Origin of the sequence: uncultured Nitratireductor sp. (assembly GCF_913053745.1) — a bacterium.
Classification (GTDB): Bacteria; Pseudomonadota; Alphaproteobacteria; order Rhizobiales; family Rhizobiaceae; genus Nitratireductor.
The window spans coordinates 1-26000 of sequence record NZ_CAJXGF010000055.1; the positions used below are offsets into that span (position 1 = coordinate 1).

Annotated in this window: 24 protein-coding genes and 1 pseudogene; 15 read left to right on the forward strand and 10 right to left on the reverse strand. The window is 59.0% G+C overall.

Annotation, left to right across the window (positions count from 1 at the left end; translation table 11 throughout):
* The 8 genes from QZ638_RS10860 to QZ638_RS10895 form a co-directional block, all read left to right on the forward strand.
* On the forward strand, positions 1–628 hold a 628-nt coding region (locus QZ638_RS10860), incomplete at its 5' end, for an MFS transporter (RefSeq protein WP_295809989.1).
* Positions 629–631: 3 nt separating this feature from the next.
* Positions 632–1255 carry a molybdenum cofactor guanylyltransferase MobA gene (gene mobA / locus QZ638_RS10865; protein ID WP_295809992.1) on the forward strand — a complete coding sequence of 208 codons (624 nt, stop codon included), beginning with the start codon at positions 632–634 and terminating at the stop codon, positions 1253–1255.
* Positions 1252–1770 carry a molybdopterin-guanine dinucleotide biosynthesis protein B gene (mobB, locus tag QZ638_RS10870; RefSeq protein WP_295809995.1) on the forward strand — a complete coding sequence of 173 codons (519 nt, stop codon included), beginning with the start codon at positions 1252–1254 and terminating at the stop codon, positions 1768–1770. The genes mobA and mobB overlap by 4 nt, the downstream gene beginning before the upstream one ends.
* Before the next feature lie 125 nt (positions 1771–1895).
* Positions 1896–2681 (forward strand): ABC transporter substrate-binding protein, encoded by a 786-nt coding sequence (locus QZ638_RS10875; RefSeq protein ID WP_295809998.1) that lies wholly within the window; start codon positions 1896–1898, stop codon positions 2679–2681.
* Positions 2682–2848: 167 nt separating this feature from the next.
* Positions 2849–3562, forward strand: coding sequence for an ABC transporter permease (locus QZ638_RS10880; RefSeq protein ID WP_295810001.1), 714 nt, complete (start codon positions 2849–2851; stop codon positions 3560–3562).
* Complete coding sequence (locus tag QZ638_RS10885; RefSeq protein WP_295810004.1) at positions 3559–4383, forward strand: ABC transporter permease; 825 nt, start codon at positions 3559–3561, stop codon at positions 4381–4383. The genes QZ638_RS10880 and QZ638_RS10885 overlap by 4 nt, the downstream gene beginning before the upstream one ends.
* Before the next feature lie 46 nt (positions 4384–4429).
* Positions 4430–5299, forward strand: coding sequence for an NAD(P)-dependent oxidoreductase (locus QZ638_RS10890; protein WP_295810006.1), 870 nt, complete (start codon positions 4430–4432; stop codon positions 5297–5299).
* 9 nt (positions 5300–5308) lie between these two features.
* A complete protein-coding gene (locus tag QZ638_RS10895; RefSeq protein ID WP_295810008.1) occupies positions 5309–5905 on the forward strand; it encodes a DUF3299 domain-containing protein in 597 nt (198 codons plus the stop codon).
* Here the strand turns inward: QZ638_RS10895 and QZ638_RS10900 are convergent.
* From QZ638_RS10900 to QZ638_RS10915, 4 genes are all read right to left on the reverse strand, one after another.
* Positions 5860–6354, reverse strand: a complete 495-nt coding sequence (locus QZ638_RS10900) for an Lrp/AsnC family transcriptional regulator (RefSeq protein WP_295810011.1) — start codon at positions 6352–6354, stop codon at positions 5860–5862. The two genes, QZ638_RS10895 and QZ638_RS10900, sit on opposite strands and share 46 nt — an antisense overlap.
* A 105-nt stretch (positions 6355–6459) precedes the next feature.
* A complete protein-coding gene (locus tag QZ638_RS10905; RefSeq protein ID WP_295810013.1) occupies positions 6460–7092 on the reverse strand; it encodes a uracil-DNA glycosylase family protein in 633 nt (210 codons plus the stop codon).
* Entirely contained in the window at positions 7089–7700 is a 612-nt protein-coding gene (locus tag QZ638_RS10910; protein ID WP_295810015.1) for a glutathione S-transferase, read from the reverse strand. Before QZ638_RS10910 ends, QZ638_RS10905 begins: the two co-directional genes overlap by 4 nt.
* A gap of 7 nt (positions 7701–7707) precedes the next feature.
* Positions 7708–8310, reverse strand: a complete 603-nt coding sequence (locus QZ638_RS10915; RefSeq protein WP_295810018.1) for a thermonuclease family protein — start codon at positions 8308–8310, stop codon at positions 7708–7710.
* A gap of 68 nt (positions 8311–8378) precedes the next feature.
* Here QZ638_RS10915 and QZ638_RS10920 point away from each other — a divergent pair, with 68 nt between their 5' ends.
* Positions 8379–9908, forward strand: a complete 1530-nt coding sequence (locus QZ638_RS10920; protein ID WP_295810023.1) for a HAMP domain-containing sensor histidine kinase — start codon at positions 8379–8381, stop codon at positions 9906–9908.
* Positions 9909–9932: 24 nt separating this feature from the next.
* Here the strand turns inward: QZ638_RS10920 and QZ638_RS10925 are convergent, their stop codons facing one another.
* Positions 9933–10892 (reverse strand): nicotinate-nucleotide--dimethylbenzimidazole phosphoribosyltransferase, encoded by a 960-nt coding sequence (locus QZ638_RS10925; RefSeq protein ID WP_295810025.1) that lies wholly within the window; start codon positions 10890–10892, stop codon positions 9933–9935.
* Between the two features lie 134 nt (positions 10893–11026).
* On the opposite strand from QZ638_RS10925, the gene QZ638_RS10930 reads away from it, so the two are divergent.
* The gene (locus tag QZ638_RS10930) at positions 11027–11260 is read left to right on the forward strand and encodes a DUF1289 domain-containing protein (protein ID WP_295810027.1); all 234 of its coding nucleotides are present in this window, start codon (positions 11027–11029) and stop codon (positions 11258–11260) included.
* Entirely contained in the window at positions 11261–11962 is a 702-nt protein-coding gene (locus QZ638_RS10935) for a TIGR02281 family clan AA aspartic protease (RefSeq protein WP_295810029.1), read from the forward strand.
* 42 nt (positions 11963–12004) lie between these two features.
* Here QZ638_RS10935 and QZ638_RS10940 read toward each other — a convergent pair whose 3' ends face one another.
* Positions 12005–16477 (reverse strand): hypothetical protein, encoded by a 4473-nt coding sequence (locus tag QZ638_RS10940; protein ID WP_295810032.1) that lies wholly within the window; start codon positions 16475–16477, stop codon positions 12005–12007.
* 132 nt (positions 16478–16609) lie between these two features.
* Positions 16610–20512, reverse strand: coding sequence for a hypothetical protein (locus QZ638_RS10945; RefSeq protein ID WP_295810036.1), 3903 nt, complete (start codon positions 20510–20512; stop codon positions 16610–16612).
* Between the two features lie 617 nt (positions 20513–21129).
* On the opposite strand from QZ638_RS10945, the gene rpmG reads away from it, so the two are divergent.
* Positions 21130–21297 (forward strand): 50S ribosomal protein L33, encoded by a 168-nt coding sequence (gene rpmG / locus QZ638_RS10950; RefSeq protein ID WP_295810038.1) that lies wholly within the window; start codon positions 21130–21132, stop codon positions 21295–21297.
* A 742-nt stretch (positions 21298–22039) separates the two neighbouring features.
* Here the strand turns inward: rpmG and QZ638_RS10955 are convergent.
* Positions 22040–23404 (reverse strand): PleD family two-component system response regulator, encoded by a 1365-nt coding sequence (locus tag QZ638_RS10955; RefSeq protein WP_295810040.1) that lies wholly within the window; start codon positions 23402–23404, stop codon positions 22040–22042.
* Positions 23405–23446: 42 nt separating this feature from the next.
* Positions 23447–23818: a response regulator gene (locus tag QZ638_RS10960; RefSeq protein WP_295810042.1), complete on the reverse strand. Its 372-nt coding sequence runs from the start codon at positions 23816–23818 to the stop codon at positions 23447–23449.
* 260 nt (positions 23819–24078) lie between these two features.
* On the opposite strand from QZ638_RS10960, the gene QZ638_RS10965 reads away from it, so the two are divergent.
* A complete protein-coding gene (locus QZ638_RS10965; RefSeq protein WP_295810045.1) occupies positions 24079–24363 on the forward strand; it encodes a DUF3572 domain-containing protein in 285 nt (94 codons plus the stop codon).
* Positions 24364–24383: 20 nt separating this feature from the next.
* The gene (locus QZ638_RS10970; RefSeq protein ID WP_295810048.1) at positions 24384–25037 is read left to right on the forward strand and encodes a hypothetical protein; all 654 of its coding nucleotides are present in this window, start codon (positions 24384–24386) and stop codon (positions 25035–25037) included.
* Positions 25038–25142: 105 nt separating this feature from the next.
* Here the strand turns inward: QZ638_RS10970 and QZ638_RS10975 are convergent, their stop codons facing one another.
* Complete coding sequence (locus QZ638_RS10975; RefSeq protein ID WP_295810050.1) at positions 25143–25718, reverse strand: GNAT family N-acetyltransferase; 576 nt, start codon at positions 25716–25718, stop codon at positions 25143–25145.
* Between the two features lie 83 nt (positions 25719–25801).
* Here QZ638_RS10975 and QZ638_RS10980 point away from each other — a divergent pair.
* A pseudogene (locus QZ638_RS10980) lies at positions 25802–26000 on the forward strand (DNA polymerase IV); the annotation flags it as partial.

Genomic DNA, 26000 nt, shown 5'->3' on the forward strand with positions numbered 1-26000 from the left:
CTCGGCCAGCATGACCGCTCAGGTGAAAAATTACCCGGAGCTTTTCCGTGCCCGGCGTTTCTGGGGATATACAGCAACGGCCGCCATGGCGTCGGGAGCCTTTTTCGCATTTCTCGGCGGCGGTCCCTATGTGGCGACCGAGATTCTCGATTTGAGCCCGTCACAATACGGCATGTATTTTATCCTGATCTCGATCGGGTACATGATCGGCAATTTTCTCTCCGGTCGTTTTTCAAGACGCATTGGCATCAATCCAATGATGCTGGCCGGCAACATTTTCGCTTCGCTCGGACTTGTTCTGGCCCTGGCCCTGTTCGCCGCCGGTTTCTTCCACCCACTGTCGCTCTTCGGCCCGTCCTTCTTTGTGGGCATCGGCAACGGCATGACGATGCCCAACGCCAACGCCGGCATCGTCAGCGTTCGTCCACATCTGGCCGGTTCCGCTTCGGGCCTTGGCGGCGCATTGCAGATCGGTGGGGGCGCCGCCCTTTCCGTGATCGCCGGCGCTGTCTTATCGCCAGAGACTGGCCCCTTTCCTCTTATCTGGGTCATGCTGGCCTCGTCCGTACTCGCTATCGCCGCATCGCTTTACGTGATCTATGTTGCAAAACGGGCTGGAGATATCTGAAACGTGAATGCGAATAACGGCATTGTCGGCATCATCCTTGCAGGCGGCGCGGCGGAACGCATGGGCGGCGGCGACAAGGGAATGCTGCCCCTGAACTCCAAATCGCTGATCGAAACGGTAAGAGACCGATTGTCCCCGCAGGTCGACCGCATCGCGCTCAATGCCAACGGCGATCCGCGAAGGTTCGCCATTTTCGGGCTCGAAGTGATTGCCGACCCTTTGGCGGAACGTGTCGGTCCGCTCGGCGGCATCCTGGCGGGTCTGGAATGGGCGCGCCGTACGGTGCCCAGCGCCTCGCACGTGGTTACCGCAGCGGCAGACACACCGTTTTTTCCCCGCGACCTGGTATCCCGCCTCGCTGCCGCCATGACCGGGCGGCCCGCCGTGGCGTGCAGCGGCGGCAGAGTACACCCCATATTCGCCCTGTGGCCAGTCGAACTGGCCGACGACCTCGCCCGACACCTCGCCAGGAACGGCAGCCGCCGTGTCGCCGCCTATGCCTGCGAAATGCACTCGGCCGCCCTTGTCGAGTTTCCGAGCGAACCCGACTCCGACCCATTCTTCAACGTCAACACACCGGACGATTTGCTTGTGGCGCGCGAAAGACACCAGAGGGAAGCGCCGTGATTCAGCCTGTTTTCGGCATTGTCGGTTGGAAAAATTCTGGCAAGACCACCTTGATGGCGGGGCTTGTAGCAGCCTTAGCGAAACGCGGCTTTAGGATCGCAACGTTGAAACACGCCCATCACGCTTTCGACATAGACCGCGAGGGAACGGATTCCTTTCGACACCGTGCTGCCGGCGCGCAGGAAGTCGCCATCGTTTCAGAAAAACGCTGGGCGATCATGCATGAACTCTCCAACGAAGCGGAGCCGGCGCTTGCGGACATGCTGGCGCGCCTTTCGCCCTGCGACCTGGTGCTTATCGAGGGGTTCAAGCGCGAGAGCCATCCCAAGCTCGAATGCCGCCGGCTCGACGCCAGGGACCAGCGTTTTCTCGCGGCAGACGACCCCACGGTTGTGGCGATAGCGGCGGACCATGAGACCGATAGTGGGGCCCTCCCGTCGTTCGACATCGACGATACGGAAGCCATTGCCGATTTCGTGATCCGCCATACCGGAATTGGCGCAAAGGCGTCATAACCTGTCATTGCATGGGACCAGTTACCTTTACGGTTGCAATTTGTCGCAAATCGATGGGAATATCCGGCTTCATGCACCGCCCCGCAAAACGGAGGTGGCTGATAATAAACTTGAGAGGAACAATAATGCGTATTTCACGGCGTATCGCGCTTGCATTGCCCGCGGCCGCACTGGCCTTGGCAGTCGGCTCGGCTCATGCTCAGGACACGATGAAAATCAAGATCGGCACCGAAGGCGCCTATCCCCCGTTCAACAACCTGACCGCCGATGGCTCACTGGAAGGATTCGACATCGATATCGCCAAAGCGCTGTGCGAGGAGATGAGCGCGGATTGCGAGTTCGTGACCCAGGATTGGGAAGGCATCATTCCCGCACTACAGGCAGGTAAGTTCGACGCCATTATCGCTTCCATGTCGATCACCGAAGACCGCAAGAAGCAGGTCGACTTCACCAACAAATACTACAACACGCCACCTGCACTGGTCGTGCCGAAGGATTCCGATATCGCCGGCACCACGCAGGAAGACCTTGCGGACAAGACCATCGGCGCACAGGGCGCGACGACCCACGCCAATTTCGCCGAAGCCAGCTTTCCCGATAGCGACGTCAAGGTTTATCCAACCGCCGAGGAATACAAGCTCGACATGGTCAATGGCCGTCTCGACGCAGTGATCGACGACGTCATCGTCCTCCAGGAATTCCTGGATAGCGACGAAGGCGCATGCTGCAAGGTGCTTGGCACGCTTACCCCTGACGAGGCGATTTATGGCCCCGGTATTGGCATTGCTGTGCGCCAGGGAGAAGACGAGCTGCGCGAAAAACTGAACGCTGCAATCGATGCCATTCGCGAGAATGGAAAATATAAGGAAATCAACGATAAATACTTCTCCTTCGACGTTTACGGCGAATGAGCTCACCAACGATATCGTGATTGAAACAGGCACAGGCGGCCGGACCGGATCGGTCCGGCCGCCTGATTTTCAAACGGCTCGCGCAACGCGGCGACCGTAACCAGAAATGAAACCGCCAATCCGCACGAGCATGCCGGATCAGGTGGTTCGAACGAGGGTTTTGGGAGATGGAAAGGGTCTGGACCCTTTTAAGTTTCGGTCCCGAGGGCTGGGGCGACGACATCGCCAAGGGCGTGGTGCTGACGGTTTCCCTGGCATTGGCCACTTTGCCACTTGGCCTTGCCATCGGTTTCTTCGTCGCACTGGGCAAACGTTCGGAAGACAAGACGTTGCGGCTCGCCGCCAATATCTACACAACGATTTTCCGGGGGCTGCCTGAACTGCTAACGCTGTTTCTCGTCTTCTACGGCGCGCAGATCGGATTGCAGAGACTTGTACAGTTGGTCAGCCCCGGCGCAACCGTAGAAATTAACGCTTTCGTTGCGGGAATGGTGGCGTTGGGTACGGTGTTTTCTTCCTACGCAAGCGAGGTGTTTCTGGCCGCTTTCCGCGCAATCCCGAACGGCCAGTATGAGGGCGGGCACGCCGTCGGCCTTACCAAGGGCCAGACCATGAGACTAATAATCCTGCCGCAACTCATCCGCTTGGCGCTTCCGGGATTATCCAATCTCTGGCTCATCCTGCTCAAGGACACGGCTCTGGTCTCCGTCATCGGCCTTGCCGATATTCTTCGTCAGACCGGTGTAGCCGCGCGCGTTACCAAAGAAGCCTTTCTCTTTTTCGGCATCGCCTGCCTCCTCTATCTTGTCCTCGCCATGCTTTCCTCCGTGGTTCTCGGGGCGATCGAAAGCTGGACGAAACGGCATGGGGTGCAACGATGAATGGCAACGATACCATCGCCGTGGAGCGACCGCCCGACGTCCACCAAGGCTGGACCCGCGCCCGGATTATAGGCGCGGCCCTGCTGACCGTTTGGGGTGCGCTTGGGATCGGTCTTATCGCGTTTCTCGTCAATGCCTGGGATCCGGACATCTTCACGCGTTACGCGCCGCGCTATCTTTCCGGCTTTTGGGTCACCGTCCAGCTTGTCGGCGTCTCGGTAATCCTCGGCGCGTTCCTTTCCGTGCCAGTCGCCCTGGGACGGATGTCGGGCAGTCGACTGATAGGCGGGCTCGCTTATGCTTATGTCTATTTCTTCCGTGGCACACCGCTGCTCGCCCAGACTTTTCTCGTCTATTACGGGCTCGGATCCTTCCGGCCGGAGCTGCAGGCCGTAGGGCTTTGGGGCTTTTTCCGTGAAGCGTGGTATTGTGCCGTGTTCGCCTTCACGCTGAACACCGCCGCCTATCAGGCGGAGATTCTGCGCGGAGCGATCGAAAGTGTCGGCAAGGGACAATGGGAAGCGGCGTCGGCACTGGGCCTCTCGCGCTTCCAAACGTTCCGCAAGATCATCGTTCCGCAGGCATTGGTGGTCGCGCTCAGACCCTATGGCAATGAAATCATCCTGATGATCAAGGGATCGGCGATCGTCGCCATCATCACCGTCTACGACCTGATGGGCGAAACGCGCCGCGCCTATGCCCGTACCTTCGACTTCCAGACTTACATATGGGCAGCCATCATCTATCTTGGCATTGTAGAGGTGCTGCGCAACGCTATCGACTGGATCGAGCTTCGCATCACCAAGCACCTGAAGCGCTAAAGCCAACATTGGCGCTGAACACGCATATCAAGGAGTGAGTTTCCGCATGGCAGACGTCGCATTCATCGGGCTGGGGGTCATGGGATATCCGATGGCCGCACATCTTCGAAACAAAGGCGGACACACGGTTACGGTCTACAATCGCACGGCCGCCAAGGCGCAAAAATGGGTCGACGAGCATGGCGGCACCAGCGCGCCAACCCCCCGCGAAGCCGCCGATGGTAAGGACTTCGTGTTCGCCTGCGTTGGCAATGACGATGATTTGCGCTCGGTGACGCTCGGTGAAGACGGCGCTTTTCAGAGCATGAAACAGGGGGCGATCTTTATCGATAACACCACCGCATCGGCGGAGGTTGCACGCGAACTGGCCGCAGAAGCTCAAGAGCGCGGTTTCGGCTTTATCGACGCCCCCGTCTCGGGCGGTCAGGCCGGCGCGGAGAACGGTGTCCTCACGGTTATGTGCGGTGGCGATGAAGCGGTCTTCGACAATGCAAAACCCATCATAAATTCCTTTTCCCGGATGGTCGGCCTGATGGGCCCGGTTGGCGCTGGGCAACTCACCAAGATGATCAACCAGATCTGCATTGCCGGGCTTGTGCAGGGCCTGGCGGAGGGAATTCATTTCGGTCAGAAGGCCGGACTGGATATCGACAAGGTGGTCGGCGTGATCTCCAAAGGTGCGGCCGGCTCCTGGCAGATGGAGAACCGTCACAAGACGATGCACGAAGGCTCATATGACTTCGGCTTCGCAGTCGACTGGATGCGCAAGGATCTAGGAATCTGCCTGGCCGAAGCAGATCGTAACGGCGCAAGCCTGCCAGTCACCGCACTCGTGGATCAGTTCTACAAGGATGTACAGAAGATGGGTGGCAATCGTTGGGACACGTCTTCCCTGCTTGCCCGGTTGGCAAAGTAGGAGCCAACGATGACAGGTCGGTTTCGCGCGTTTTATGCAGTGGCCCTGAGTGCCCTCGCCGGGCCGACCATTATCGAATTGGCGGACGCCACGCCTATTGAACCGCGCCAGATCGAATGGGCCGAGCTTGCACCCGACGACAGGACGGATGCGAAAACTCCGGTCTCACTGGCAACGCAATTGGGTGGCCGGCCGATCACGCTTTCGGGCTATCTTCTGCCCGCCGACCGCGAAGATGAACTCGTCTATGCGTTTATGCTGGTTGCGCGCCGTGGCGCGTGCAGCCACATGCGGCAACCACCGGCCAATCAGGTCATCCGTGTTGTTCCCTCGGAGCCCTACCGGCTCAGTTCCAACTACGAACCGGTGACTGTTACCGGAACCTTGCTCCCCGGCCTTGAAAAGACACAGCTCTTCATCCTGGACGGCGCCGCAATCATTGAATCCGGCTATACGGTGCGGCGCGCTGAAGTGCGGCGGAACAAGACTGTTCCCGAATGGCGCACGCCTTCCTCGGACAATCCATGGCATCGGGTCACGAAAGGTGCGGAGCTTTCCGCTCAACCGCCATTGGATCCGCCTGCATCCTTGTCGAGCACGAGATAGTCCAGGGGCAGTTCCGTCGTATATTTGATCTGCTCCATAGCGAAAGTGGAGGAGACGTCACGGATCTCGATCTTGCCGATCAATTTCTTATAGAAAGCATCGTAGGCGGCAATGTCCGGCACGACCACACGCAGCAGATAATCGACGTCACCGCTCATGCGATAGAACTCGACCACTTCTGGAAACTGCTGAATCACCTCGGAAAAGCGTTTCAGCCATTCGTGGCTGTGCATGTTGGTGCGGATGGATACGAACACATTGACGCGTGCGTTGACCCTTTCGGGGTCAAGCACCGCCACACGCCGGCGAATGACACCCTCCTCCTCGAGTTTCTGGATCCGTCGCCAGCAGGGTGTGGTCGACAGGCCGACTTTTTTTGCAACATCAGCAACAGCAAGGGTCGAATTTTCCTGCAGCAGGCGCAGAATCTTGCGATCTAGACGATCCATGATGAACTCCGGAGAAAATGATTTCCTAAAGTGGCAGGAGACAACCACCTCAACAAGAAAATTTTTGCTACGAAATGCAGATACACGACTGAGTATTCCTGACTTCTAACTGAGAAGCCGACGGATTTCCTCTCTCAAGACGGGCAGCAGGTCGCGTTCAAACCAAAGATTCTTTTTCAACCACCCCGTGTTGCGCCATGACGGATGCGGCAACGGCATCACGCGTGGTCGCCGGGCGAGCGCCATCAGACGCCGCCAGTCATGAACCGTCTCGGTGAGGGTGTGGGAGCGCTCTGCTCCCAGATGCCAAGCCTGCGCATACTGGCCGATGGCCAGAACCAGCTCAATCTGTGGCATAAGCTCCATCAGCGACGTACGCCAGGCAGGCGCGCACTCCTTGCGCGGCGGCAAATCGCTCCCTTTTGCATCAAGCCCCGGAAAGCAGAACCCCATCGGCACGATTGCGAAACGTGACGGATCGTAAAAGGTTGGTCGATCCACCTGAAGCCAGTCTCGCAGTCGGTCGCCGGATCGATCGTCGAACGGCAATCCAGAGGCGTGTACGCGTGTTCCCGGCGCCTGTCCTGCGATCAGGATACGCGCGCGATGCGAGCCCACGACCACGGGACGAGGTTCGTGCGGCAAAGGCTGTTTGTGCGGATTCTCCACGCAGATGCGGCAGGCTCGGATCCGCGCCAATAGCGCAGTCAGCCGGTCGTTCTGCACTTTCGCGTTCACGCCTTGGCGCTCGGTCGTCCCGCCACAGTGTGATACCAGCGCAGAAGATGATCGAAGTCGTCTGGAACGCTGATGCGGGCGAGCTTCATGAAGCCTATGCTTACGAGCCCGGTGATGTCGGCGATGGAGTAGTCATCGCCGGCGATAAAGGGCCGGTCGGCGAGCTCCCCGTCGAGATACGCAAGAAACTCCAGCGCCTTTGGCTTATTGGCTTCTCCCCACGCTTGAACCTGCGGCACCTCCCATTCCTTCATGGCCGGATGCAAATGACGAAACGCCTGGGCGATCGGGAAGAAGAGATGCATCTCCACCCGGCGTTGCCACATCTCCACCTGCGCCATGCCGAGCGCCCCCTTGCCGAACAAAACAGGTTCGGGATGAAGCATTTCGAAATAGCGGCAAATGGCAACAGTCTCGGTCAAGACAGTGCCGTCGTCCAACTCCAGGACAGGCAGACGCTGCAACGGGTTCAGCCGGGTGAGCGCCTCGGACTTATGTTCGAGTGCACCCATATCCACCGGCACGACCGGTACATCTATACCCTTCTCTGCCAGGAATATGCGTACGCGTCGCGGATTGGGAGCCCTGCCGCCATCATAAAGTTTCATCCGTTTCCTACCCTTCGCCCTTAAACCATTGGCTTACGCGCTCCCACAAGCGTTTCAGCAATTCGCCGTCATGCGGTGACGCTGCGCCATCATGTTCGGCACGCCAGTCACGCGGCGCGACAAACCCGCCATCCCAGATGCCACGCCGAGCGCGACGCGCCTCCGCTTCCACGGCATCGTAATCGCCATAAGCAAGCGCCCATCCTGCCTCCACGAGCTCACGACCGACATCGCGACCGTCCACCATACAGCGAGCGAGAAGCCGGTCATAGCGATCACGCTCATAGCCCTCGCATACAACTTTCCCTCCCGCAACGAGCTGTCGCAAGGTTCGCATGGCCTCACGGCCGCAGGGATACGCGCTTCCATTGCGGGTGCAACGCTGGTTGAATTCCGGCGCATCGATGCCTTCCAGACGAATACGCTCACCCGAAAGCGTCAGTGTATCGCCATCATGCACGATGACCGATCCTGTCAATGTCTGGTTGTTCAAACGCTGAAACCGGTCGACCAAGAGCGCGATCCCGCCCAAAAGCAGAAGCGTCAGAAGCAGGTCGGTAAAGCGGATGGACCGGCGAGAACGACGGCGTCTGGATCGACGGCCTCTCATCTTTTGAAGGGTCTCTTAATCATTCGCGAATAGCTTGGGTATCGAATAGCGGGAATTCGAAACGGGTTATGGTGCCGGAAGCGTCAAAATCGGCCGACAAGTTCATTGTGGACCGCACCAAGCCGCATCGCAACAGCAATGTGGGGCTCGCCGTGCGCCGCACGCGCGATCGGCTGTCGCAAAGTCTCGGCCCGCCGGACTTCAACCGCGACATGCTCAAACTTCATGCCCGTGCCATTCTGTCGAACGCGATCAAATCCCTGTTGCTGGTTTTGGCGATCTGGGTTGGCGGCCTGTATCTGGGGCTAGACACGCAGCGTATGTCGATCTGGGCCGCCGGATGTCTTGCCTGCTATTTGCCCCTGTTCGCTCTCGCCCGGCGACTCGACCGATTGCCCGAAAACAAAGTCGAGGTCACGCGAACCCATCGTCGGCTGTTCGCCGCCCATTTCGTAAGCGGACTTGGATGGGCCGGTTTTGCCATTCTACCCGTCGCGGCGCAGACCCTGGCGGAACCGGTGATCGTGCAGGGTATCGTGCTGCTTGTCGTGATTGCCGGAACGGCCATTGTCACTGCATCGCTGGGTGGAGCACTTGTTGCAACCTTCGCACTCCCCGTCTGTCTTTTTGCGTTCACCGTCAGTGCCCAGCCAACGACCGGCACGATGGCGACGGCACTTATACTGGCCGCCTCGCTCCCCTTCCTCGCCTATGTCGCCCATCACCGCAATCGCGCAGCGCTTCGTCTTCTGTCCTTCGAAAACGAAAAGAACGCGTTGGTCGGCGAACTGGAAACCGCGAAATCCATGTCCGACGAAGCACGCCGTCGCGCCGAAGAGGCCAATCTGGCGAAGTCACGTTTTCTCGCCTCAATGAGCCACGAACTCCGAACACCGCTAAACGCCATTCTCGGTTTCTCCGAAGTAATGGCGAACCAAGTTCTGGGACCGCTCGAGAACCCGACCTATCGCGATTATGCCAACGACATTCACAATTCGGGTAAGCATCTTCTGAGCCTGATCAACGAGATCCTCGATCTCTCACGTATCGAGGCCGGACGTTACCAATTGAACGAGGAACCGCTCTCGCTTGGTCCCATCGTGGAAGATTGCTGTCGGTTGATGGAAATGAAGGCCCGTGGAAAGGATATCCGTTTCAAGCTGGAGACCGAACCGACCCTACTGCGCCTATTCGCCGATGAACGCGCCATCCGCCAGATCGCACTCAATCTGCTGTCAAATGCAGTCAAATTCAGTCCAGCCGGAACCGACGTGCGGATCCGCGTCGGCTGGACTGCGGGCGGCGGGCAGTACATCGCCATCAAGGACAACGGCCCCGGTATTCCCGAGGATGAACTCGCCGTCGTTCTTTCCGCCTTCGGTCAGGGTTCCATCGCCATCAAGACCGCAGAACAGGGAACCGGGCTCGGCCTGCCGATCGTCCAGGGATTGACAGCATTGCACGACGGGGTCTTCGAACTGAATTCCAAACTTCGTTCCGGAACCGACGCAATCGTCGCCTTCCCGCGGGCTCGCGTTATGGAAGAATTGCCAGCGGTTCGCTCCCAGCCCGCGCGCGCCTCCGGTGGAGCAGCCTGACGAGCACCTGTGCGCCTTTTTCTGTCAGCCTGCCCGCATTGCCACTTCCGCCACGCCACCGGCAAGCGCCGCGGCGGATTTTACAACGCCGGCGGCAACCGCTCCTGCGCACCCTTCCTCGCCGGAAAATGCCAAATCGAGAAGCGGCGAGAGACCGAGCCTGTCCGCGGCCAGGCGTTCGAGCGGGCTCCCCACACCTGCAAGAAGGCAGTGGGAAACGGCGTCTGGCGTCAGTCGATGAAGAACGGCAGCGGCGGCAAGTGCAGGCAGACCGTCGAGTATGATGGGGATGCCTTGCGCACGCGCTGCCAGAATGGCTCCGGTCAGCGCCGCAATATCGCGCCCACCCAACCGTCGCAACGCCTCAAGCGGATCGGCCAAGTGCCCCGCGTGAAAGGACAGCGCGTCCGCAACAACATCTTTATCGGCCGCCTGATCCAGCTCGCTTTTCAGAAGCGCCAGAAGAAGGGTTGTCGCGGCCACCCTCGCCTGTTCGCCGAGTGCCCCAACGCACAACAGGTCCAAACCCTCCGCGGTCGCCTCCATGCCGAAAGCGATGGTCGCCGCGCAAGAACGCTCGTCGAGCGAGGCTGCATTGCGAATATCCTGCGAAGGCAGGTCGAGTGCCAGATCGAACACATTGAGCGAGAGATCATTGGCAACACAAAGATGAGACACCGCTGCTGCACCGGCCGCGACCGCGTCGACGCGCGCGCGCTGCGCCGACAGCGGCTCGCCCGTATCCAACGTGAAACCATGGGTCGCCGCGTAGAGTGCGACCCCGGATTTGCCGATCAAAGGTGGCGCACGGTGGCGGGTGCGCGAAAGCCACACTCCAAGTGCTTTCAACCGCCCCAAAGCCTCTCCGGTGTAGCCGGTCCGCTCGAATGCCTGCGCCATGCTCGCTGCAGCGCTGTCGTCAGGCATTTCGATCTGCTCCAACAGAGCGCGTACATCGTCGAAAGGCATTCCGGAAAAGGACATGAAATCAGATCCCCGATTGGCGTCGGCATCGAGATACGCGCCGAAGGCTTGTCACGCAATGGCCAATAGCGACACGGCTCTGACTTGCAGTGTTGGATGCCATGCCCCATGTCTGGTTTGAAGGTGGGAAAATCATGGCTGAAATCGAATCCCCTTGTATTCTGGTTTGCTCGATCGACCTGAAATCAGGTTTCTGCTTCGGCTGCGGACGGACAAGGAATGAAATCGCCGCCTGGCTGACCATGTCACCGCAGGAGCGGCGTAGCGTAATGACCCAGCTTCCCACCCGACTTGAAACGTTGGAGCGGAAGCCGCGTCGTGAAACCAAGCGCGCACGGATCGCACGTCAGCGAGCGCAGGAGCTTTGAATGCGGCTGTTTTGGATTGCCATGGCGTTGCTGGGCGGCGGCTTGATCCTGCTGATCGCCAACCACGATTCCGGCCAGGTGTTCGGGCTGGAAAATTCCGCTTTTGCGGCAACGCTTTACTTGGGGCTTTGGGCTGCCGTTCTCATCGTCGGCATTTTCGGATCCGGTTTGCGGATCGGCGATGCTGCGAGAACGCTGGCCTTCTGGACGTTCTTGCTGCTCGCTCTGGTGACGGTCTATCAATACCGGTACGAACTGCAGGACATCGCAAGCCGCATTACCGCTGGTCTTGTGCCGGGAAGCCCAGTGTCCGTTATCGGCAATGACGGCAATGCACGGGTGATGGTGGAGCGCGCTGCAAACGGGCATTTTGCGGTTATCGCGGATGTGAACGGCGCCGCGCTACGCATGCTGATCGACACGGGAGCCAGCAGCATTGTGCTCTCGGACACGGACGCGCGCAAAGCCGGTTACGATCCATCCACACTGCGCTTCCAGATTCCCGTTTCCACCGCCAATGGAACCGCCCTGGTTGCTCGGTCGCGTGTGGAGAATATCCGCGTCGGCTCTATCGTTCGCAACGACATTCCCGTTTACATCGCCCAGCCGGATCGGCTCGATCAGAGCCTTCTCGGCATGAGCTTCATCAACACACTGTCGGGGTTCGAGCTGCGCGGCGACCGGATTGTGCTTCAGGATTGAGCCTGATGCCACGACCGCCTCGAGACGCGGATTCTGATCACTCTACTTATAAACGACGTTTTTTTGAGGTCTGATGTTATGGTTTTGCGCGCTGATGATGCGTGTTTCGATCTCGAGGCGATAGCGGCTGCCGGCCTTGCGCCAGTCCCGGGCGAGTTTTTTGCGCAGAACCTTGAGGCGCTGTTGCGCCAGACGCTTTCCCTCCCCCGCCGACGCATAAACCAGGCGCAGCACCGATGGCTCCTTCTCCAGTAATGCCATCATCTGCACGATCCGCGCCTCCCATTCCGGCCGCAGCGCCGACGCCCCTTCCACAAAGGCCGCGTCGCCCAGGTCCAACCGAACCACCCGGCCGATGGACGCTCCGAACAAGAACTCCGACGCCTTGCCCGCCGTCAGACGCACCACGCGCGGGTTCTCCGTCGTCAGACGATATCCCGACGGCAGCGACCGCGGGTCCAGCTTCATGATGTAGTTCGTGCCGATCCGCTGATCCGGAAGGTCCGCGCAGGCCACATGGAAACGCCCGTGATCGTCCGCTGTCAGAAGCAGACCCTTCACCGTGGCGATCCGCACGCCCGCCAGGCCCGGCTCGCCCCCATCCTGATAGCCGTTGCGGTTCTTGTCGTCGAACACCTTGCCGATGATGTCCCCGCAATCGAACACCGCCTCGACAACCACCTCGACCACCGCCGTGGCAATCCGCGACACCGTCGTGCCCGAAAGGTCTTCCACCCAGGCCCGGTTCACATATTCGCCAGGCTTGGCCGCCGCCGTCACCGCAAGATCGAGATCGATCGACACCGGCTCGTCGGGAACCAGCTCCACATCCTCGAAGGTCAGCTTGCGGCCTTCCACGACGGGCACCACAGCGGCGCCGTCCAATAGCGCCGAGCCCGGCACGAAGCTCAACCCAGGCGGCGTCATGTCGACGATGTTCATCGTGCTCGTGCTCGAAAGCCCCATCGCCTTCACCCGGATCGTATAGGGGACCTTGCCGCCACGCCGCACTTCCGCAAGCGGCGTCGTCTTGGTGATCGAATAGCCCGGGAACTCGACCGTCGCCTCCGCTTCCGGCGAAACCGCCTCCTGACCGCGCGGTCCCGTTCCCGAGGCCGTCGCCGTGTTCTCGATACCGTTCTCCATACCCTGGGCAGCGTCGATATCGCCCTGCGTCACCGTATAGGTCGCCGTGAAGGTCGCGCTCTCGCCCGCCTCCAGATCCGCGCGCGACGGCGAGAAGGACGACAGCGTGCCGCCACCCGCACGGCCATCGAAGCGCGGACCCTCATCGGCCGGCGTGACATCCGTCACGCTCACATTGCCGTCATTCGTCACCGTGAACGTGTACAGGATGGTGTCGCCGGGTTCGGCGAAGCGGCCGGCTTCGCCCTGGAACGACCCCGCCTTCTCCAACGCCAGGGAGACGTCGTGCGGCAGGAGCGTCGCCGTCGGATCGTCCGGTTCCCCATCCCCTTCAACATCCACGTCCTCGCCATCGTGCGGATCGTCCGAACCGTCGCTCACCGCGGTTCCATCCGTCGCGACGCCCTCCTTCACGGCCGTCGCGACGATCGCGCCGGCATCAATGTCCGCCTGGGACAGCGGATAGGAGGCCGTAAAGGTCGTCTCGTCCTCATCGCCCGGTGAAAGACTAGCCAGCGTTCCACCCGAAACCGGAACCGAAGCGCGCGGACGAAGCCCGGATGCGGATGCGGCACCAACATCGGCTTCCACCTCCAGACTGGCGATGGCGATGTTCTCCACCGTCACATTGCCGCTGTTGCGAAGCTTGAATGCGTAAACCACGGCTTCGCCGGGATGCGGATAACCGTCGCCATCCGCATCCACCCATGTGTCCACCAGTTCCAGCTCGATCACCGGATTGGCCTCGAAAGCGATGGCCGTCGGATCGCCCGGATCGCCGTCCACCGGCCGCGACAGCGCACTCACCGCCTCACCGCTCGGATCCGTGCCCGTCGCTTCCGCCACATTCTCGAACGAGCCCGCATCGATGTCCGCCTGCGTGATCTCGGAGACACCCGTCACGCTCGTGCTGTCCGACACGCCCGGCGCCAGCGACGCGATCGGACTGCCAGAAACCGTCGCCCTGTCGTCCGTCACCGCCACATCCGTCAGCGTCACATTGCCCGTGTTCGTCACCGTGAACACATAATCGATCGTCTCACCAGCATCCGGACGCCCATTGCCGTTCGCATCGTTCAAGAAAGATTCCTTGACCGTCGACATCGTGCCGTCCGCTTCGATGGGAAGGTCGGTCGTATCGCCGGGATTGCCGTCCGGCGGGCGGGAAACTTGCGTCACATCGTTGCCGCCGGGATCCTTGCCCGTCGCGGTGGCCACATTGTCCACGCTGCCGCTGTCGATGTCCGCCTGCGTCACATCGTAATAGCCGGTGATCGTCGTGGCATCGCTTTCGCCAGGCGCGAGGCTCGCAATCGGGCCGCCCACCACCGTCGCCCTGTCGTCCGAGACCGTCACGTCGCTCAGCGTCACGTTGCCCGTGTTCTCCACCGTGAACACATAGTTCAGCCGCTCCCCCGCATCGACAAGGCCATTGCCGTTGGCATCCTCATGGCTCACCTCCTTGACGAAGTCGCTCTCCCCTTCCTGGGGCATCTCCGTCACCGTCGGATCGCCCGGATTGCCGCCCGGCGGGCTCGACAGCGCCGTCACGTCATTGCCTTCCGGGTCCTTGCCCGTCGCTTCCGCAACGTTCTCCACCGAGCCGGCATCCACATCCGCCTGCGTCACCTCGTAAACACCCGTCACGCTCGTGCTGTCCGACACGCCCGGATCGAGCGACGCGATCGGGCTGCCAGAGACCGTCGCCCTGTCGTCCGTCACAGCCACATCCGTCAGCGTCACATTGCCCGTGTTCGTCACCGTGAACACATAATCGATCGTCTCACCGGCATCCGGACGCCCATTGCCGTTCGCATCGTTCAGCGACGAGGCTTTTTCAAGCCCTACGTCGCCTTCGGTCAAAAGCTCGACGACCGAGGGGTCTCCGGGATTGCCGCCTGGAGGGGACGAATCCGCCTCGACTGAATCTCCGTCAGGGTCCTGAGCGCTCGCTGAGGCATTGTTCTCAAAGGAACCGGTCTGGATTTCCTCAGTCGTGAGGATATGCTCGCCCGTGATAGAGCTCGAATCGCTCGCGCCAGGGGCAAGACTGGCAATCGAACCTGAAACATCCGCATCCGGATCATCGATCGTGACGTTCGTCAGTGGGGCATCACCGGTATTCGTGACTGTGAACGTATAGACGATCGGTTCTCCCGCGTCGGGCAAGCCATTGCCGTTGACATCGTCAAGCGTTCCCTCCTTCACGAAGGACAACGAGGCTTGCAAATCGGTGTCCGTGGCCGTGTTGTTCGAAAGATCGTCATCCTGGACATCGTCCGGCACAATCACAGACGCCTCATTGATCAGATCACCGGTAAAGTCCGACGGAACCGTCATGGTCAACTGATAGGTGACGGTCCCGTCCACCGGAAGATCAACCAATTCGCCACTGATCGCGCCCGTACCGCTCGCATTGCCGCATTGGCCGCCGCCCGCGCCCGTGCAGGTCCAGCTCGCCGCTGTAATTCCCGCCGGCAGAGGGTCGGAAACAGTGATATGCGTCGCACCGAATATCCCATTGTTCGTGACGACGATGTCGTAGACAACGTCCTCTCCCGCCGTGTAGGCTTCCTGTTCATCCGTTTTTGAAATGGCAATGTCCGCCGCGAAAGGCAGCCGCGACGTGGCGCATTTCATCCCATCGTTCGTCGATGCCCCCGGGGCCGACGAAATCCGCGTTGCCCGACCGGTGGTGGTGTTGAATTTATAGAATCCCTCGCCGCCATTGCCCGAACCATATACGGCATCCGGACTCCCGAACATCGACCCAAACACGCCCGAGACCCCGGAATCGCCCACGTTCGTCACCGAGCCTGTGGCGGGATCGATTGATATGAGCCGGGAGCTGTTGTTCTCTTTCGAATAAAGCAACCCGTTCGACCATGCCAGGTCGGAGATCACGAGAGGTCTGCTCAACGTCGTCGATGTCGCCGAAACCGTGCCAATGTCGATTTTATACAGCCGGTTCGGATGCGTCCCGCCAAAAACGTAATAGCTTCCATCATCGGCGATATCACCGGAACTCACACTTAACCCCGATGGAACGCCCGAGATGGCACCTAGATCTTCCGTTTGCCCGTCGGAGCCGATTCGGGAGAGTCGAGGAGCGCCGCCCTGGCGCACCCCATAGCCGTAATTATCGAGCGGGTTAAACGCACTTCCGTTATATTGGTACGATACATTGCCCTGATCGACGAACGTGAATGGATTCGTCGATGTATCGACGAGATTGAGGCGGGTGCTGGACCCCTGCGTCAACCAGATGCGCGCATCGCATGTGCCGAAGTCGGGCAAGCTCTGGGCACGCACGCCATCCCCCATCATCGCGGCCGGGATCAAGAGCAGTGCGAACACTCCGGTTCTCATGGGAAATTTCACCCGGGGCGGCGAAAAATTTGAAGAAAAGAGTGAACGAATATATATATGTATATTCATATTAATATGTTCCCTATTTGGGAGAAAATTATTTCAAAATCGATTTATATTAAAATAAATACACTATTTAAGCATGCGAGTTTCGATATCGAGGCGATACCGCCCACCGGCGCGGCGCCACTCGTCGGCGATGCGCCGCTTCAACATGCGCACGCGTCGCGTCGCCAGATTTTTACTACCGGCAGTGCCGTTTTGATAGGCCAGCCGCAACACCGAGGGTTCCCGCTCAAGTAAGGCGACAAGGGTTCGCAACTGGTCTTGCCAATCGATAAGCAGATCGACTTCGCCTGGCTCGAAAGCAGCATCCGTCACTTCCAGCCGGACCACCCTTCCGATGGAAACGCCGAAATTTACCTGCGTCATCTTACCCGCCGTAAGGCGCACCACACGCGGATTCTCCGTCGTAATACGATATCCGGTCGGCAGGGATCGCGGATCAAGCTTGAGCGTGTAATTCGTGCCCAATGAGCGATCCGGCAGATCGGCGCAAGCGACATGGAAGCGCCCATGCACATCGGTCGCGATCTGCAGTCCTTTTACGGAGGACAGTCGCACCCCCGGCATACCGCCCTCGCCGGCATCCTGATAACCGTTCCGGTTCTTGTCATCGAACACCTTACCGATAATGTCGCCGCAATCGAACACCGCTTCCGCAACCACATCAACGACCGCAATGGCATGCTGCGTCAAGGCCTTGCCAGACTGATCCTCCAACCACGCATGGTTCTCGTGGGAGCCCGGCTTGACGCTTGAAGAGACTTGAAGCGTCAGCGCGATTTCGACCGACTTTCCTTCCGTAAGTGTCAATTGCTCGAATGCAATCCGTCGCCCTTCGATGCTGGGCTCCACCGGATTTCCCGCGATCGTCGCCGAGCCTTGCACGTAAGAGAAGCCGATCGGTATGAAGTCGATGACATTGACAGGGTCCAGCTCTCCAATTTCCAGCGCCGCCGCTTTTATGGTGTAGGGAACACGATCGCCACGGCGAACCTCGGCAAACGCCGAGGTCTTGCCGATCAATATGCCAGGCAGATTGACGAGGGCTGCCGCTTCGGGCGAAACGACCAGTCGGCCAAGCGGATCGACGCCTCTGGCGAACGCGGTGTTCTCAATGCCGTCCACTATATTCTGCGCGTTTCGAATGTCCGCACCGCTCAGTTGATAGACAGCTTCGAAAGTGCCGGTTTCACCGGGTGCAAGATCGATCGCTCCCGGCGTGAACGCCGACAAAGTACCGGTCCCCGCAACGCCGTTGAAACGCGGTCCGGGATCCTCAGGTGCTATCCCGGCAAGGGTTATATTGCCATTGTTCGTAACCTCGACCGTGTAGTGAATCTCATCGCCCGCTTCGGCAAATCCTTCCCCGTCGCCGTGATATGCACCCGACTTGGCGGCAACCAAAGAGGTTCCTTGCCGCAGAGAAACGATGGTCGGATCGTCCGGCTCGCCATCGCCTTCAACGTCGACCTCCGCTGGATTGTTCGGATCGTCCGAAATATCCGACACTTCCATTCCCGAGTCGTCCGAGGCAGAGACAATCGCCGTCGCTGAAACGATCGAACTGCCGGATGCGAAACCCATGTCGAGATCGTCTTGCGTCAACTGATATTCCGCAGTGAACGTCCCGTCATCGCGGTCTCCAGGAAGCAGTGTTCCCGAGAATGTACCGGTGACCGGAACGGTTACCGGGCTGCCTCCAGGTGTGGTTACCGTCAGAGACGTTATTGCGAGGTCCTGCAGCGTCACATTGCCCGAATTGAGCACGGAAAGCTCGTACCGGATGGTTTCGCCCGCATCCGATAAATCGTTTCCGTTGGTGTCAAAAAACGCTCCCGTCATGAACAGCTGAACATCCGGATCATGTTCGATGGTGACAATGGTAGGACCCACTCCCTGGTCGGATTGGGATTGTCGCTCAATCGTCTCCCCGGCTGCAGTTTCCGCTGTTAAGGTGGCGACATTCTCGACCTTGCCTGCATCGATATCGCTCTGCAGAATCGTATAAGTGGCATTGAAGGTACCCGTGTCGATGGAACCGGGCTCAAGCTGCGCCAGCGGACCACCGGAAACCGCCACAAGCGGGTCCGCGATCGAAAGCGAAGTCAGAGTTACATTTCCGGTATTCTCGACCCTAAACGTGTAGTCGATCGTTTCGCCCGGATCCGCCCGCCCATTGCCGTTGGCATCGACCACAGTGCCCTGCTTAATGAGAAGCGCGTCCGGTGCCGCATCTAAAATGATTTCGGCGGACGCCGAATCGGAAACCTGTCCGGACACACTGTCGGCAAAAGTCTCGGCCGTATTGTTCACCCTGCCGGCATTCACGTCTCCCTGCGTCAGGAAATATGTGGCCGAAAACGTCGTGGTGTCCCCCTGCCCCGGATCGAGGCTCGCGAGCGGCCCTCCTTGGACGCTGACCTTCGGATCGTTCACGGTGATCGCCGAGAGCCTGACATTGCCCGTGTTCTCCAGCGTGAATGTGTAAACGACACTGTCGCCGACATCCGCCACACCATTGCCGTTGGTGTCCTGATGCATCCCGGACTTCGTCAGGGCTATGGAGGGCGCACGGATCAAGGGCACACTGCTCGTCGCCTCGCTCGAGATGCGTTCGCCCGGTTCAGGTTCGCTCACGGCTTCAGCCGTGTTGTCGACCTGCCCCCGCTCGATATCGTCCTGCGTCAGCGCATAGATCCCTGAAACCGTTGTGGAGTCCGACAGGCCGGGGCCGAGATTCGTTATCGTGTCCTGCACGAGAAGCGCTCCGGGATCGCTCACTGTGATGGATGAAAGCGTCGCATTGCCTGTATTGGTAACCTCGAAATCGTAGTGAATCTCATCGCCCACATCCGCCACACCGTTTCCGTTGGTGTCCACATAGGCACCAGATTTCTGCAAGGTCAGTGCGTAGACCCGCTCCAGAGGCGTGGTGACACCCGCCGTATCCTCAACGGTCACGCCGGCGGGACTGGATGCCCTGACCGTGGCGCTGTTGTCCACCGCGCCTTCATCGATATCGCCTTGCGTAATGGCGTAGCTAGCGGTGAAAGCCGTGCTGTCGGAAGCGCCCGCCGCAAGCTCGGGCAGGGATCCCGAAACCACCGCGATATCGTCAGACACGAGGATGTTATCGAGCGTTACATTGCCAGTATTTGTGAGAGTGAACACGTATTCGATATGGTCCCCGACATCGGGTATGCCGGAGGCATTGGTATCGACGTACTGGCCTGCCTTTTCCAGTCGGATATCCGGTGCAGCGGGAATGTCGACATCGGTTGGTTCTTGATCGCCATCGACCTCGGCTCTCGAATAGGCGGTTAATCTGCCGACGGTCGGCGATATCCCTACACCGATCGCCTGATTGGAAATACGGCCTACATCTGTGTCCGCCGGCGTCAACGTGTAGGCCGCCTCGAACGTGGCAACCTCGCCTGGCTGCAGCGTACCAGGAGCCGAAGCGCCACTGTTCGAAACGAAAGTCGGCCCGGATGTGAGTGTCAGCGGTGTTCCGTCACCGCGCTCAAGAATATCTGACTCAACGGTAACCCCGGTCAGAGTTTCAACACCAGTGTTCTCTATGCTGATGGTGAAGTTCACGCTGTCGCCAGGCAAAGGCCCTTCCAATTCCGCAGTCTTGATCACGTCGAGCGGAGACACACCGAGAGCGAAATTGACGACGCATGACCTCGTGTCCATCGGCGCGATCTCCAGAACATGGGACATCGATGAAGCAGTGAATGAAATAATGTGTTGCGACCAACCGCCCGTAAACGGCGTATTATAGCTCTGGTCCTGCCCCGCAACCCTGACATTGAACTCGCGACATGGAAGATAATGAGCCTCGCCCGGCACCACCACTTCCCAGGGTGCGAGATAGAACGGAATCTGATAGGTTCTGCCAGGCGTCAATCCGGTAATGTTTGTGCCCAGAGCTTCGTACCAATTGATATGAGGTAGTACGACCATATCTGTAAAGGTGTTATCACCAGTCGGCAGAGTTGGAATTGGACCGTTTACCCACGGCCAAGCAGGGGCCCCGATAAAATAGTCGACATTGGAACAGTCCGGAGTCCTGCTGACCGGCCACCACCCGGCAGGGACTGCTTGAACCCCTACATTACAGCCAGTCGTTGGCGGAATGCTCTGAGCGCTGGAAACACTCGAGAAAGACGAAAATAAAACGATCAAGGAGATAAAAAAGATTAATTTTATCAAGTTATTCCCGGCCATATCAACCACCCATGCCGCCAAATATATTATTACCGAATAAGCATAACTAAGAAACAAAATGCTTATTCGACAGGAACATCTCTTCGAATATGATCATTAGAAATATAGGATAGCCAGTTTCGACCGCGTATGTTTACGGTTAACACCCACCCGGTTGAGGCGCGAAAGCGCTATGAGGTCGCCCGTTCAATCAAACGTGCAGCGGATCGCGAAGCACGCCGGCACAACGTCGCCGGCGGAACCTGACTTGACTTTCCGCGAGTTCCCTTTATGTGTCCGCCAGACTCTTTTAGCGCTGGTGGAGAGATTCTACTTTTGCGCGGCCCACAAACCACCAGAAACGGACGACAGACATGGCGAAGGCCACGACCATCAAGATCAAGCTCCAGTCGACCGCGGACACGGGTTTCTTCTACGTCACGAAGAAGAACAGCCGCACGATGACTGACAAGATGACCAAACGGAAATACGATCCCATCGCAAAGAAGCATGTGGAGTTCAGGGAAACGAAGATCAAATAGATCCGTTTTCACCGCGACAGCCGAACGCCGCCCCATCACAGGGCGGCGTTTTTCGTTCTGGACCGGCGCAAGTAACCACCAGTTGGATGGCTAGCCAGCCTATCTCGACGACGAAAGCTTTAGAGGAAATTGGGGGCCGGTCGGCAAACTGGCAGCGGTACGAGGAGGCCACTATCAACCAGCGCCGGCCGGCCGACCCCACGGACCCAGGAGATGCGGCGGACCTGAGCATCATGGGGTATATCGGGAACGGCAGCCGGAAGACAAAGCCTTCTGACCGATAACCCGCCCCTATCGGCGGAGAGATTTGCGCAAGGTGGTCAGAAAATCAACACTTACTTAACCATCCGCGCCAGTTCCCTTGCGTTAGGGTTAAATATGGCGCCTGCCTCGCGCTGCGTCAGCCCCCAATTGGTTGAGATGCCATCACTCTTTCGTGCTGTCCAATTGCTTCGCGCTAGGTCCGGCCATGCGCCTTTCCGGCGGCAGGCGGCAACAAAAGCGCGCTATTCCGGTCACGACACAACGCGCTTACCAAATTGCCGCCATAAATGGTCCGGTTTGGCGGGTGCAGGTCACCATTTTGACGAGAGCGCCGCCAATGCAGACGCTGGCTGAAAACGGCGAGAATTGTTCCCTATCAGAGGTAAAGTCGATTTTTTGATCAACTTTAAGGGCATAAATCGCTCATTTGACGGCACATTTTGCACAATTGTTTTTCGTATCCTACCGATACGCCGCTTCAGGCAGCCGGCGCCACCACACAATTGCGCCCCGCGTTCTTGGCTTCGTAAAGGGCAACATCCGCGCGCTTCAAGAGTTCCGCTGGGGTATCGTCCGCACCACGGCAGGCGACCACGCCAACACTCGTGGTGACAGCGAGTGCATTCCTGCCGTTATCGACGGTAAACGGCTCGTTGGCGATCGCGACACGCAAACGCTCGGCCACCATTTCGGCCACGTCTTTCTGTGTGTCGGGCATAACAACCACGAATTCCTCGCCCCCGAAACGACAAATCAAGTCGATACCCCGGATGTTATGGCGCAAGCGGTCGGCGAATTCGCGCAGCACATCGTCGCCACCCTGATGCCCCCAACTGTCGTTGATCGATTTGAAACGATCGATATCGGCGATCATGAGCGACAAGGGCCGCTGGCGCGTAACCGCTCGTGCCAAAAGCTTGGGCAAATGCGTGTCGAGATAGCGACGGTTGTGAAGCCCGGTCAGCGGGTCGGTCACCGCCATCTGGAAACCCTGGCTGACACTGGAGCGCAGCCGGTCATTGTAACGCTTACGGCGCAATTGGGTGCGAAGACGCGCCAAAAGCTCCTGCTGATCGATCGGACGAACGATGTAATCGTTAACGCCGAGCTCCAGCGCCCGCGCGATCAGCGCGCCGTCATCCCTCTCGGCAACCAGCATGATCGGCAGGAGCCGGGTTCGGTCGAGTGCGCGCAGTTGCGCGCACAGCCGAAGCGGATCGTAGCCCGCGTATGCGGAGGTTACGAGAACGCACTCATACTGCCCTTCGGCAGCGCGAAAGAGGCCCGCTTGTGGATCGTCTTCCACGTCCAGGGAAACCTGTTCACGCAAAATGTTCGAAATGGCGCTCGAGGAATGGCTGTTTTCGTCTATCAGCAAAATCGTGGGTGAAGCGCGTCTATCATCCTCCACTCCAGGTTCGAACCCGGCATTATGCGCCGTCGCGGTACGCAATCGCAATTCGTCGGTGAGCATTTTTAGCCGCACCAGGCTTTTCACGCGCGTCATCAGCTGGAGATCGTCGACAGGTTTGGAAAGAAAGTCGTCCGCGCCTGCCTCAAGCCCCTTCACACGATCTGCGGGCTCATCGAGCGTCGTTATCATAACGACGGGAATATGCTGCGTGGCAGGATCTGACTTGAGTCGGCGGCAAACCTCAAAGCCGTCGAGTTCGGGCATCATCACATCGAGAAGCACCACGTCCACCCTGCCATCAGCGCAGATCGCCAGCGCCTCCGCACCACTATGCGCACCGATAACATCGAAATAATCGGCCAAAAGCCGGCCTTCGAGCAGCTTCACATTGGACGGAACATCATCGACGACAAGGATGCGCGCGGTCATGGCCGGCTCCTCACATTGACCGTGGAGAGGCCGGCCACGGCATCAGGCATCTCCCAGGTAAGATTTGATGGTTTCTATGAAACTGGGCACGGAAATGGGTTTCGAAATATAGGCTTCGCAGCCGCCCTGACGGATACGTTCCTCATCCCCCTTCATCGCAAACGCCGTCACCGCGATCACGGGAATCGTGTGCAGATCGTCATCCTCTTTGAGCCATTTCGTGACCTCGAGACCGGAAACCTCCGGCAACTGGATGTCCATCAGAATGAGATCCGGCTGATGTTCGCGCGCAAGATCGAGCGCATGCAAGCCATCGCGCGTGCGCACCGTATCATAGCCGCTCGCCTCGATGAGATCGCGAAAGAGCTTCATATTAAGCTCATTGTCTTCGACGATCATGACCTTCTTCGACATCGAACCCCGTCCCACTCAACCCCGCCGAAAACCGTACGACCGGCTACTGCCGACCATTTGCCAAACAGCGAAATTTCAGGCGTCACACTTGCACGATTTGATTTATGAATCGGTAATGAACGCCTACGAATCGTAATGTTTCAGCATAACGTTCCTGAATTTGCGCGCAATTCGTCTTACTGAAAATGGCATTCGGTCGTGATACAGACATTCGGGAGAAACGCGGACACAGAATCTGATCTGAAAAGGAAGGAAGAAGCATGCAACGCGAGGAAGCTGAAAGCATTGCCGTTTCCGCCCTGGCCTTCATCGCCTCGGACGACCGACTTCTGCCGCGTTTTCTGTCCCTGACGGGAATCGAAGCCAATCAGATACGCACGGCCGCCGCCGAACCAGGCTTCCTGACAGGTGTTCTGCAGTTCATCCTGGCGCACGAGCCGACGCTTTTGCGGTTTTCCGAGGAAAGTGGTCTCGCTCCCGAGCGCGTAGCACGCGCACCCGCGGCTCTGCCTCACGGCAACGCATCCTACGACATTCAGCCCTGACATAACCTGGAAAACTATACATGACGATTGATCCGGAAACCGCCCGGCAGATTGACGAGCTTTCGCTCAACAACGATCCTTTGCTGGTGCTTGACGTTGACGACGTGATGTTGGAGTTCATCCGGCCGTTTCCGCTCTATCTGCGCACCCGCGGTTTCGAGATGAAACTGGAAAGATTCGGCCTGAACGGTAACGTCACCGACCTCACCTCCGGCCAACGCGCTGACGACGATACCGTCGCGCAACTCGTCGATGCATTCTTCGAGGTCCAGCATGACTGGCAAAAACTGGCAGCAGATGCTTCCGAGACCATCGCGCGATTGTCGAGGGCGAGCCAGGTGGTGCTGCTCACCGCCATGCCGCACCGTTATCGACAAACGCGCCGCACGCTGCTCGATCAGCTCGAGATGCACTATCCGCTACTGACCACGGAGCGCGCAAAAGGTCCGGCCATCAAGCGCCTGCGCGGCGATCATCCGCGCCCGGTCGCCTTCGTCGACGACATGTATTACAATCTGGTTTCCGTGCGCGATACGGTGACGGACGCGCATCTTTTCCACCTCATGGCCGACAATTCTGTCCGTGCGCTGATGCCACCGATTCCGGAAGGGATAACGGTTGTGGAGCACTGGAAAGAGGCCGGCGAGAAAATCGCCCGCTCGCTTCGCCTTTAAGCCCCAGCTCGCCGCCAGGCTCCGAACCGGCCCGCCTTCTCGCTACGCGCAACCCACGCCCTCTTCCGCCATCTGCAAAGCCCTGCCCTGCGTCCCAAAGCGAAATCAGAAGGTCAGCCGCATCAGCGGACGGCCTGACTTACGTTGAGCAACCGTTTGGAAGCCGGCCTTCTCAAAAACACGGGTCGAGCCCACGAACAAACCGATGGAGCGCGCGTCCCTCGAATGGGCGATCGGACAGGCGTCCAGAAACCGTGCGCCGCGCGCACGAGCATAATCGACACCGCCGGCCACCAGACGATGCGATAGACCTTTACCGCGTACGCACGAGCGCAGGAAAAAGCAGGAAATCGCCCATGCAGTTTCATCCCCGGCATTATCGTCCTCCAACGGCGCCGATACACGGCCCTTGTTATTCCATTCGGGAATGTCGGTACGAGGACCGATCTGCATCCAGCCATCGGCGCGCGACTCATCGAGAAGAAGAAGCCCCGGTGGCGGTCCTGCCTCGACCCTCGCCATTATATGATCTTTGTTGCGCTCTCGATTGTTTTCGCGCCGCACAGCCGGCGGCAAGCGGAAATGAGTACACCAGCAGCCATAACAGGCCCCCTGCTTGCCGAACAAATCCTCAAACGCCGGCCAGAGCGCGGGCGTTAGAGGCGCAATTTGATACTCCACCCCAGCCTCCCACACACCGCAGCTTGTGCCGCAGTTCCGTTTCAAGTAATATGCATGTTCACTTTATGTTCACATGATCGACCATGTCTGTCAATGCCTTCTCGCACGGCCTGTGCCGTGACTGCCTGGCCCCGGCGCAAGCTGCCGTGAGGCGTTGCCGGTCGTGCGGCAGCCCGCGCATGCTCACACATCCCGAACTTGAGAGCCTGTCGCTGGCGCATATCGATTGCGACGCCTTCTATGCCGCAGTCGAAAAGCGCGACAATCCCGCGCTGCGCGACA

What these genes read in the sequence shown, in the direction of transcription:
- QZ638_RS10885 (WP_295810004.1), top strand. Translation starts at nt 3,559, where the DNA reads ATGAATGGCAACGATACCATCGCCGTGGAGCGACCGCCCGACGTCCAC.
- QZ638_RS10960 (WP_295810042.1), bottom strand. Translation starts at nt 23,818, where the DNA reads ATGTCGAAGAAGGTCATGATCGTCGAAGACAATGAGCTTAATATGAAG.
- QZ638_RS10915 (WP_295810018.1), bottom strand. Translation starts at nt 8,310, where the DNA reads ATGAGAGGCCGTCGATCCAGACGCCGTCGTTCTCGCCGGTCCATCCGC.
- QZ638_RS10880 (WP_295810001.1), top strand. Translation starts at nt 2,849, where the DNA reads ATGGAAAGGGTCTGGACCCTTTTAAGTTTCGGTCCCGAGGGCTGGGGC.
- QZ638_RS10900 (WP_295810011.1), bottom strand. Translation starts at nt 6,354, where the DNA reads ATGGATCGTCTAGATCGCAAGATTCTGCGCCTGCTGCAGGAAAATTCG.
- QZ638_RS10965 (WP_295810045.1), top strand. Translation starts at nt 24,079, where the DNA reads ATGCAACGCGAGGAAGCTGAAAGCATTGCCGTTTCCGCCCTGGCCTTC.
- rpmG (WP_295810038.1), top strand. Translation starts at nt 21,130, where the DNA reads ATGGCGAAGGCCACGACCATCAAGATCAAGCTCCAGTCGACCGCGGAC.
- QZ638_RS10945 (WP_295810036.1), bottom strand. Translation starts at nt 20,512, where the DNA reads ATGGTCGTACTACCTCATATCAATTGGTACGAAGCTCTGGGCACAAAC.
- QZ638_RS10920 (WP_295810023.1), top strand. Translation starts at nt 8,379, where the DNA reads ATGGTGCCGGAAGCGTCAAAATCGGCCGACAAGTTCATTGTGGACCGC.
- QZ638_RS10895 (WP_295810008.1), top strand. Translation starts at nt 5,309, where the DNA reads ATGACAGGTCGGTTTCGCGCGTTTTATGCAGTGGCCCTGAGTGCCCTC.
- QZ638_RS10925 (WP_295810025.1), bottom strand. Translation starts at nt 10,892, where the DNA reads ATGTCCTTTTCCGGAATGCCTTTCGACGATGTACGCGCTCTGTTGGAG.
- QZ638_RS10970 (WP_295810048.1), top strand. Translation starts at nt 24,384, where the DNA reads ATGACGATTGATCCGGAAACCGCCCGGCAGATTGACGAGCTTTCGCTC.
- QZ638_RS10890 (WP_295810006.1), top strand. Translation starts at nt 4,430, where the DNA reads ATGGCAGACGTCGCATTCATCGGGCTGGGGGTCATGGGATATCCGATG.
- QZ638_RS10955 (WP_295810040.1), bottom strand. Translation starts at nt 23,404, where the DNA reads ATGACCGCGCGCATCCTTGTCGTCGATGATGTTCCGTCCAATGTGAAG.
- QZ638_RS10910 (WP_295810015.1), bottom strand. Translation starts at nt 7,700, where the DNA reads ATGAAACTTTATGATGGCGGCAGGGCTCCCAATCCGCGACGCGTACGC.
- QZ638_RS10875 (WP_295809998.1), top strand. Translation starts at nt 1,896, where the DNA reads ATGCGTATTTCACGGCGTATCGCGCTTGCATTGCCCGCGGCCGCACTG.
- QZ638_RS10930 (WP_295810027.1), top strand. Translation starts at nt 11,027, where the DNA reads ATGGCTGAAATCGAATCCCCTTGTATTCTGGTTTGCTCGATCGACCTG.
- QZ638_RS10935 (WP_295810029.1), top strand. Translation starts at nt 11,261, where the DNA reads ATGCGGCTGTTTTGGATTGCCATGGCGTTGCTGGGCGGCGGCTTGATC.
- QZ638_RS10940 (WP_295810032.1), bottom strand. Translation starts at nt 16,477, where the DNA reads ATGAGAACCGGAGTGTTCGCACTGCTCTTGATCCCGGCCGCGATGATG.